9 protein-coding genes are annotated in these 6,983 nt (G+C 70.1%); 6 read left to right on the top strand and 3 right to left on the bottom strand.

What is annotated here, in order from left to right; all coding sequences use genetic code 11:
* Positions 1–398: AMP-binding protein (locus tag HMPREF3086_RS12625; protein ID WP_141764080.1), on the bottom strand; the 398-nt coding region annotated here is incomplete at its 3' end.
* 39 nt (positions 399–437) lie between these two features.
* The gene (locus HMPREF3086_RS12620) at positions 438–1,292 is read right to left on the bottom strand and encodes a mycofactocin-coupled SDR family oxidoreductase (RefSeq protein WP_070722195.1); all 855 of its coding nucleotides are present in this window, start codon (positions 1,290–1,292) and stop codon (positions 438–440) included.
* Between the two features lie 78 nt (positions 1,293–1,370).
* Here HMPREF3086_RS12620 and HMPREF3086_RS12615 point away from each other — a divergent pair, with 78 nt between their 5' ends.
* Together HMPREF3086_RS12615 and HMPREF3086_RS12610 are read left to right on the top strand one after the other, a co-directional pair.
* Positions 1,371–2,618 (top strand): acyl-CoA dehydrogenase family protein, encoded by a 1,248-nt coding sequence (locus HMPREF3086_RS12615; RefSeq protein ID WP_070722193.1) that lies wholly within the window; start codon positions 1,371–1,373, stop codon positions 2,616–2,618.
* Complete coding sequence (locus HMPREF3086_RS12610) at positions 2,615–3,421, top strand: SDR family oxidoreductase (protein WP_070722191.1); 807 nt, start codon at positions 2,615–2,617, stop codon at positions 3,419–3,421. Before HMPREF3086_RS12615 ends, HMPREF3086_RS12610 begins: the two co-directional genes overlap by 4 nt.
* A gap of 143 nt (positions 3,422–3,564) precedes the next feature.
* Here HMPREF3086_RS12610 and HMPREF3086_RS12605 read toward each other — a convergent pair whose 3' ends face one another.
* Positions 3,565–4,362: a hypothetical protein gene (locus HMPREF3086_RS12605; RefSeq protein WP_070722189.1), complete on the bottom strand. Its 798-nt coding sequence runs from the start codon at positions 4,360–4,362 to the stop codon at positions 3,565–3,567.
* Between the two features lie 199 nt (positions 4,363–4,561).
* On the opposite strand from HMPREF3086_RS12605, the gene HMPREF3086_RS19040 reads away from it, so the two are divergent.
* The 4 genes from HMPREF3086_RS19040 to HMPREF3086_RS12595 all read left to right on the top strand — a co-directional run bounded on the left by HMPREF3086_RS19040 (position 4,562) and on the right by HMPREF3086_RS12595 (position 6,958).
* Positions 4,562–4,726: a hypothetical protein gene (locus HMPREF3086_RS19040; protein ID WP_168169093.1), complete on the top strand. Its 165-nt coding sequence runs from the start codon at positions 4,562–4,564 to the stop codon at positions 4,724–4,726.
* Between the two features lie 100 nt (positions 4,727–4,826).
* Complete coding sequence (locus HMPREF3086_RS19035) at positions 4,827–4,991, top strand: hypothetical protein (protein ID WP_168169092.1); 165 nt, start codon at positions 4,827–4,829, stop codon at positions 4,989–4,991.
* A gap of 169 nt (positions 4,992–5,160) precedes the next feature.
* Positions 5,161–5,742: a TetR/AcrR family transcriptional regulator gene (locus HMPREF3086_RS12600; RefSeq protein WP_070722187.1), complete on the top strand. Its 582-nt coding sequence runs from the start codon at positions 5,161–5,163 to the stop codon at positions 5,740–5,742.
* A gap of 46 nt (positions 5,743–5,788) precedes the next feature.
* A complete protein-coding gene (locus HMPREF3086_RS12595) occupies positions 5,789–6,958 on the top strand; it encodes an acetyl-CoA C-acetyltransferase (RefSeq protein WP_070722185.1) in 1,170 nt (389 codons plus the stop codon).
* The last annotated feature ends 25 nt before the right edge of the window (positions 6,959–6,983 follow it).

Below are 6,983 nucleotides of genomic sequence, written 5' to 3'. Positions count from 1 at the left end.
GTGGCCCCGGCGGCGTCGACGAGGTCGACGATCCGCTCGGTGCCGAGGAACGTCCCCGCGACCACGGCCGCCACCGCGTGGGTGCGCTGGATGATCTCCAGCGTCTCGCTCCCGGTGTAGCGCGTGTTCGCGGGGACGACGGTGCCTCCCGCGAACTGCACGCCCAGCGCCGCGACCACCCAGTGGCGGGTGTTGGGTGCCCAGATCACCACGCGGTCACCGGGGGCGATCCCGCGCGAGACGAGGCCGGCGGCGAACCGGCGGACCTCGTCGAGCAGGTGCGCCCACGTCCAGCGGGTGTCCTGGCCGGGCTGCACGTCGACGATCGCCTCGCGCTCCGGCCACGACCGGGCCGCGCGACGCAGGGCGGCGGGGGTGGTCTCCACGGTGGTGCTCATGGCCTGCACCCTACCAAGCAAGTGCTTGGTTTGGCGGCGTCAGTACTTGAGCGCTCCCCGGTCGACCGTGAGCTGGACACCGGAGATCGACCGCGAACCGTCGCCGGCGAGGTAGGAGACCACCTCGGAGACCTCTTCGGGCGGCATGAAGTCGGCGAGCGTGCTCGCGCCGTCCACGCGGGCGTTCTTCAGGGGCATCGGCGAGAAGCTGTGGAGGAACGACGGGAAGCGGCCGAAGAGGTCGGCCATGCCCTCGGGATCGATCATCGGCGTGTCCACCGAGTAGGGATGGATCGAGTTGACGCGGATGCCGAACTCGCCCACCTCGAGTGCGAGGGCGTTGGTCAGCGCCACCAGGCCGGCCTTCGAGGCGGAGTAGTGCCCGTTCCCGGGCGTCGCCTTGAGGCCCGCGGACGAGCTGACGATGATGATCGACCCGCCGTTGCCCGCCTCGATCATCGCCGGCACCGCCGCACGGATCGTCCGCCACGTGCCGCTGAGGTTGACGCCGATGACCGTGTCCCAGTCGTCCTCCGGCATCTCCCACAGTCGCCCCCAGCTGAGCACGGCGGCGTTGGCGACCAGGATGTCCAACCGTCCGAAGGTGGAGATCGTGCGGGCAACGAGATCCTGCAGCGCGCCCAGGTCGCGGATGTCGAGGACCGCCGAGATCGCGCGCCGGCCGGTCTCCTCCACGAGGCGGACGGTCTCGGCCAGGTCGTCCGGCGTCGGCGCGGGGTAGGTGGCGGACCCGGACACCGGGGCGCAGACGTCGACGACGACGAGGTCGGCGCCTTCCGAGGCGAGGCGGACCGCGTGGGCCCGGCCCTGGGCGCGCGCGGCGCCGGTGATGAACGCGACTTTGCCGGACAGGGGCTGAGAGGGGGAGGTCATGGGCGTCATCCAAACCGATCCCGGCGTGGGCGGAGGGCGGTTCCGGCAAACCAAGCAAGTGCTTGGTAGTGTGGGCGTATGACCGAGAGTTCGGCACCCGAGAAGTGCACGCCCGCGTCGGAGATGACCGACGACGAGTTCGCGGCGGAGTTCCGCACCTGGTTGGATGCCAACCTCGTCGGCGAGTTCGCCGAGATCAAGGGAGTCGGCGGCCCCGGTAGCGAACACGAGTTCTTCCCGCAACGCCTCGCCTGGGAGCGGCACATGGCGGCGGCGGGGTGGACCTGCGTCGGCTGGCCGGTCGAGCACGGCGGGCGCGGCGCGTCGCTGAGCCAGCAGGTGCGGTTCCACGAGGAGTACGCCAAGGCGGACGCCCCGGCGCGGGTGTCCCACCTCGGCGAGACCCTCCTCGGCCCGACCCTCATCGCCCACGGGACGCAGGAGCAGAAGGACCGCTTCCTGCCGCGGATCATCGACGTCACCGAACTGTGGGCTCAGGGGTACTCCGAGCCCGGCGCCGGGTCCGACCTGGCCAACGTCTCGACGACCGCCGAACTCAGGGACGACGGCAGGTGGCACCTCGACGGGCAGAAAGTGTGGACCTCGCTCGCGCACCTCAGTCAGTGGGTGTTCGTGGTGGCCCGCACGGAGGCGGGGACGAGTCGACACAAGGGACTGAGCTTCCTGCTGGTCCCGCTCGACCAGCCGGGCGTCGAGATCCGCCCGATCCAGCAACTGACAGGGACCTCGGAGTTCAACGAGGTCTTCTTCGACGACGCGGTCACCGACGCGGGCATGATCGTGGGGGAGCGGGGCGACGGCTGGAAGGTCGCCATGACCCTGCTCGAATTCGAGCGCGGCGTGTCCACGCTGGGGCAGCAGGTCGGCTTCGCCCGCGAGCTCGAGCAGATCACGCAGATGGCCCGCGACAACGGCAGCGCCCAGGACCCGGCCGTGCGCGAGCGCATCACCCGCGCGTGGATCGGGCTGAAGGTCATCCGCGCCCACGCGCTGCGCACGCTCGCCGAGCGCGACGCCACCGGCGGCAACGCCTCGGCGGCCAAGCTGCTGTGGGCGAACTGGCACCGCGACCTCGGCGAGCTGGCGATGCTCGTCCAGGGCGCCGAGTCGCTCACCGGGCCCACCGAGACGTCCGAGGGCGCGCCCAACGACCTGCGGGATCCCGAGAACGTGGAACTGGCGCTGTGGCAGCGGCTGTTCCTGTTCACCCGCTCCGACACCATCTACGGCGGATCCAACGAGATCCAGCTCAACATCATCTCCGAGCGCGTGCTCGGACTACCCCGAGAGGCCAGGCCGTCATGACCGAGCGCAAGTCCCCCCTCGCCGTCGTCCCCGACGAGACCCCGGGCCACGGCCTACTGAAGGGCAAGAAGGTCGTGGTGACCGCGGCCGCCGGCACCGGCATCGGGTTCTCCTCCGCCCGCCGCGCCGCGCTCGAGGGCGCCGACGTGTTGGTCTCGGACTTCCACGAGCGGCGCATGAACGAGGCCCGTGACGCGCTGGCCGCGGAGTTCCCGGACCAGCAGTTCGGGGCGATCACCTGCAATGTCCAGTCGACCTCCGACGTGGACGCGCTGATCACCGGCGCGGCCGAGAAGCTCGGGCGCATCGACGTGCTCATCAACAACGCGGGCTTCGGTGGCGAGAACGAGATCGTGGACATGACCGACGAGGACTGGGACCGCGTCCTGGACATCACCCTGGGCGGCACGTTCCGCGCGACCCGCGCCGCGCTGCGCTACTTCCGCGACGTGCCGCACAACGGGGTGATCGTCAACAACGCCTCCGTGCTCGGCTGGCGGGCCCAGCGGGCGCAGGCCCACTACGCGGCTGCCAAGGCCGGTGTCATGGCGCTGACCCGCTGCTCCGCCATCGAGGGTGCCGACTACGGGGTGCGGATCAACGCCATCGCCCCGTCCATCGCCCGCCACAAGTTCCTCGAGAAGTCCGCCTCCGCGGAGCTGCTCGACGACCTCGCGGCCAAGGAAGCCTTCGGGCGGGCCGCCGACGTGTGGGAGGTCGCCGCGACCATCGCCATGCTCGCCAGCGACTACACGACCTACCTCACCGGCGAGGTCATCTCGATCTCCTCGCAGCGGGCCTGACCCGGCCCCGGCCGGCTGGCCGGGCGCAGAACCCGCGGGCGCAGAGATTCGCCTCGGCGCCCACCGCATCTGATGGCGGGGGTGCCGGGGCGATAGCTGGCTGTGCGAGCCCGATTAGGCGCGGGAGCGGATCGTCCGAGGGCTCAGGCCGCGTCGCGGATCTTGGCGACCTGCTTGGTGAAGGCGTCCATCGCGGCGTCCTGTACCTCCTGGCTGACCGGGCCGGAGTTGCTGGTGGCGGTGACGGAGACGCCGATGCCGCGGACCGCGCCGGTGACCATGAAGTTGCCGTTCTCCACGCGCTGGCCCATCAGTTCGGTCGTGTTGTCCTGCAGGACGGCGGCGAAGTCCTCCACGCCCTCGGGGGCGTCGAGGTCGACCAGCGTGTTGGTGGCGTCGGAGACCACCTCCTGGCCATCGGCGCCGAACTTCACGGTCATGGTGGGGCAGTCCTCGATCTGCGTGGCGCGCTCGGGGAGCTCGGCGGCCACCGTGGTGACGGCCACCGCGAACGAGGTCTCGCCCACGTTGCCCGCCTGGATGGCCATGGTCCCGGGATCGGCCTGCTCGAGCAGCGCGTCCTGGTTGAACTCGGCGCAGCGCGCGGGCTCCACCTGGATGTTCTCGGTTAGGCTGCCGATCGCGCTCAGGCCGCCGGCGATCTCCTCGGCGGGGACGGGCTGCAGTCCCAGGTCCGGTGCCTCGGCCGCTGTGAGCACCAGTTCGTCCACCGCGCCGGCGGGCTTGTCGGCGGCAGCCGACTCCTCTGCGGAGGTGGTGGTCTCGGCGGCCGACGTCTGCTGGGCGGTGGTGCCGTCATTGTCGTCGTCGGACTCCCCGATGGTGCAGGCGGATAGACCCAGGGCGAGGCCGAGTGCTGCGGACGCCGCGAGGAGGCGGCGGCCGCGCCGGCGGGATGCGGAGGTGACGCCGGAGATCATGGTGCGCAGTCTATGAGGTCGACCCGGTTCGGCCGGGTAGCGAGGCGGCGCGAGACAGCAGAACCTGAAAATATCACAAAATAGTCACGTCGCTCAGGAAAGTGTGGCGCTCGGCTTAGGATTGCCTCAATGTCCGCCCGACCCTGCTCGCCCTGCCCACCGTCCTAAACCCGCACACCTTCCTGAACGGAGACCGCTCATGAACATCTCTGGACCGATCTGGGACTTCGGAGACCAACTCCACGGTTCCGTCGACGAACTGGTTTCCCCCGGCTCGGTGGGCAACGTGATCCACGGCGTGCTCTTCATCCCGAGCGCCGTCCTCTACCTGGTCAGCGAGATCTTCTGGGGCTTCGGTTCCTGACGAGGTCCGTCGCGTCGGCCCGCACTTTTCTCGCCCAGCGACATCTTCCTGACCAGCGCACCCTTCTCGCCCTGCGCACCTTCCTGAACGGAGAATTCTCATGACCATCAATGGTTCGATCGCGGACATCGCAACCGAGCTCCACGGCTCCGTCGAGTCCATCGTCCCCGGCGGCTCGGTGGGCGACGTGATGCACGGCGTCCTCCATGTCCCGGTCGCCCTGATCTATTTCGTCGCCAACGTCTTCCTGGGCTTCGGCTCCTGACGGAGCCTCCCGGGGGCGGCAATTCCGGCCCCGGCACCGACTCCCGCCACACCGATCCTCCCGTGACGCCCGTCGCGGGGGGATTGGCGTGTCCGTGGGAGCGGCGTGCTGCGGCCCGCGCTGACAGTGCGTCTCTCCCAAACAAGTGCTTGGTTGGTACTCTGTCCCCATGACCGCCAACACCAGACGCGAGGAGCTCCTGTCGATCGCGGCCGGCCTCTTCGCGGAACGCGGCCTGCGTGCGACCACGGTGCGCGACATCGCTGACGCCGCGGGGATCCTCTCCGGGAGCCTCTACCACCACTTCAAGTCCAAGGAAGCGATCGTCGACGAGATCCTGCGGGGCTTCCTCGATTCGCTCTTCGGCGAGTACCGGCGCATCGTCAACTCCGGCCTCGGACCGCGCGAGACCCTCGAGGCGCTGGTCACCGTGTCCTTCGAGGCGATCCACAACCAGCGCGACGAGGTGGCGATCTACCAGGACGAGGTCAAGCACCTGCGCGGCAACCCGCGGTTCGACTACCTGGGCCAGCGCAACACCGAGTTCCGCGAGATGTGGACCGGCGTCCTGCGCCGCGGGATGGAGTCGGGCGATTTCCGCGGGGATCTCGACGTGCGCCTGACGTACCGGTTCCTGCGCGACACCGTGTGGGTCGCCGTGCGGTGGTACCGCCCGGAGGGCGACGACGACTACGACGCCATCGCCGAGCAGTATCTCAACATCGTGCTCGACGGCCTGGCCGGCGGCTGAGCCCGCCGTACCCCGACAACAACCCCCACCCGAGGAGACACCAGTTATGACCAGCGCGAACAGTCGCGAGGCCTACGTGATCGACGCCGTCCGGACGCCGGTCGGCAAGCGCGGCGGCGGCCTGGCCGCCCAGCACCCCGCCGACATGGGGGCCCACGTCATCAAGGCCGTCGTGGAGCGCACGGGGATCGACCCGGAGGTCGTCGACGACGTGATCTTCGGCTGCGTCGACACGATTGGCCCCCAGGCGGGCAACATCGCGCGCTCGTCGTGGCTCGCCGCCGGGATGCCGCTCGGCGTGCCCGGCACCACCGTGGACCGCCAGTGCGGCTCCAGCCAGCAGGCCGTGCACTTCGGCGCCCAGGCCATCATGTCGGACACGCAGGATGTGATCCTCTTCGGCGGCGTCCAGAACATGAGCGCCCTGCCCATCTCCTCGGCCATGCTCGCCGGCCGCGAGTACGGCTTCGACGACCCCTTCCGCGGCTCGACCGGCTGGGTCGAGCGCTTCGGCACCGAGGAGATCTCGCAGTTCAACGGCGCCCAGATGATGGCCGACAAGTGGGACATCTCCCGCCTGGAGATGGAGGAGTGGGCGTTCCAGTCCCACGCCCGCGCCCGCGCCGCGATCGCCGAGGGGCGCTTCGCCAACGAGTACGTGCCCATGGCCGGCGTCGAGGCCGACGAGACCCCGCGCGAGACCTCCATGGAGAAGATGGCCTCGCTGCAGGTGCTGGCCGAGGGCGGCACGCTCACCGCGGCCGTGGCCTCGCAGATCTGCGACGGCGCCTCCGCCGGCCTCCTCGCGTCGAAGGAGGCCGTCGAGAAGTACGGACTGAAGCCCCGCGCGCGGATCCACCACATGACCGTCCGCGGCGACGACCCGGTGATGATGCTCTCCGCCCCCATCCCGGCGACGCGGCACGCCCTGGAGAAGACCGGCCTGTCGATCGACGACATCGACGTGGTGGAGATCAACGAGGCCTTCGCGCCCGTCGTGCTGGCGTGGATCAAGGAGATCGGCGCCGACCCCGCGCGGGTCAACCCCAACGGCGGCGGCATTGCCCTGGGCCACCCGCTCGGCGCGACCGGCGCCAAGCTCTTCGCGACTCTGCTCAACGAGCTCGAGCGCACCGGCGGCCGCTACGGCTTGCAGACGATGTGCGAGGGCGGCGGCACCGCCAACGTGACGATCATCGAGCGCCTGGACAGCTGATCCGGCGCGAGCCGCGCGCGGCCCG

It is taken from the genome of Dietzia sp. HMSC21D01, assembly GCF_001815995.1.
Classification (GTDB): domain Bacteria; phylum Actinomycetota; class Actinomycetes; order Mycobacteriales; family Mycobacteriaceae; genus Dietzia; species Dietzia cinnamea.
Note: the sequence above shows the minus strand (reverse complement) of the source record. Positions and strands in the feature narration are given on the sequence as shown.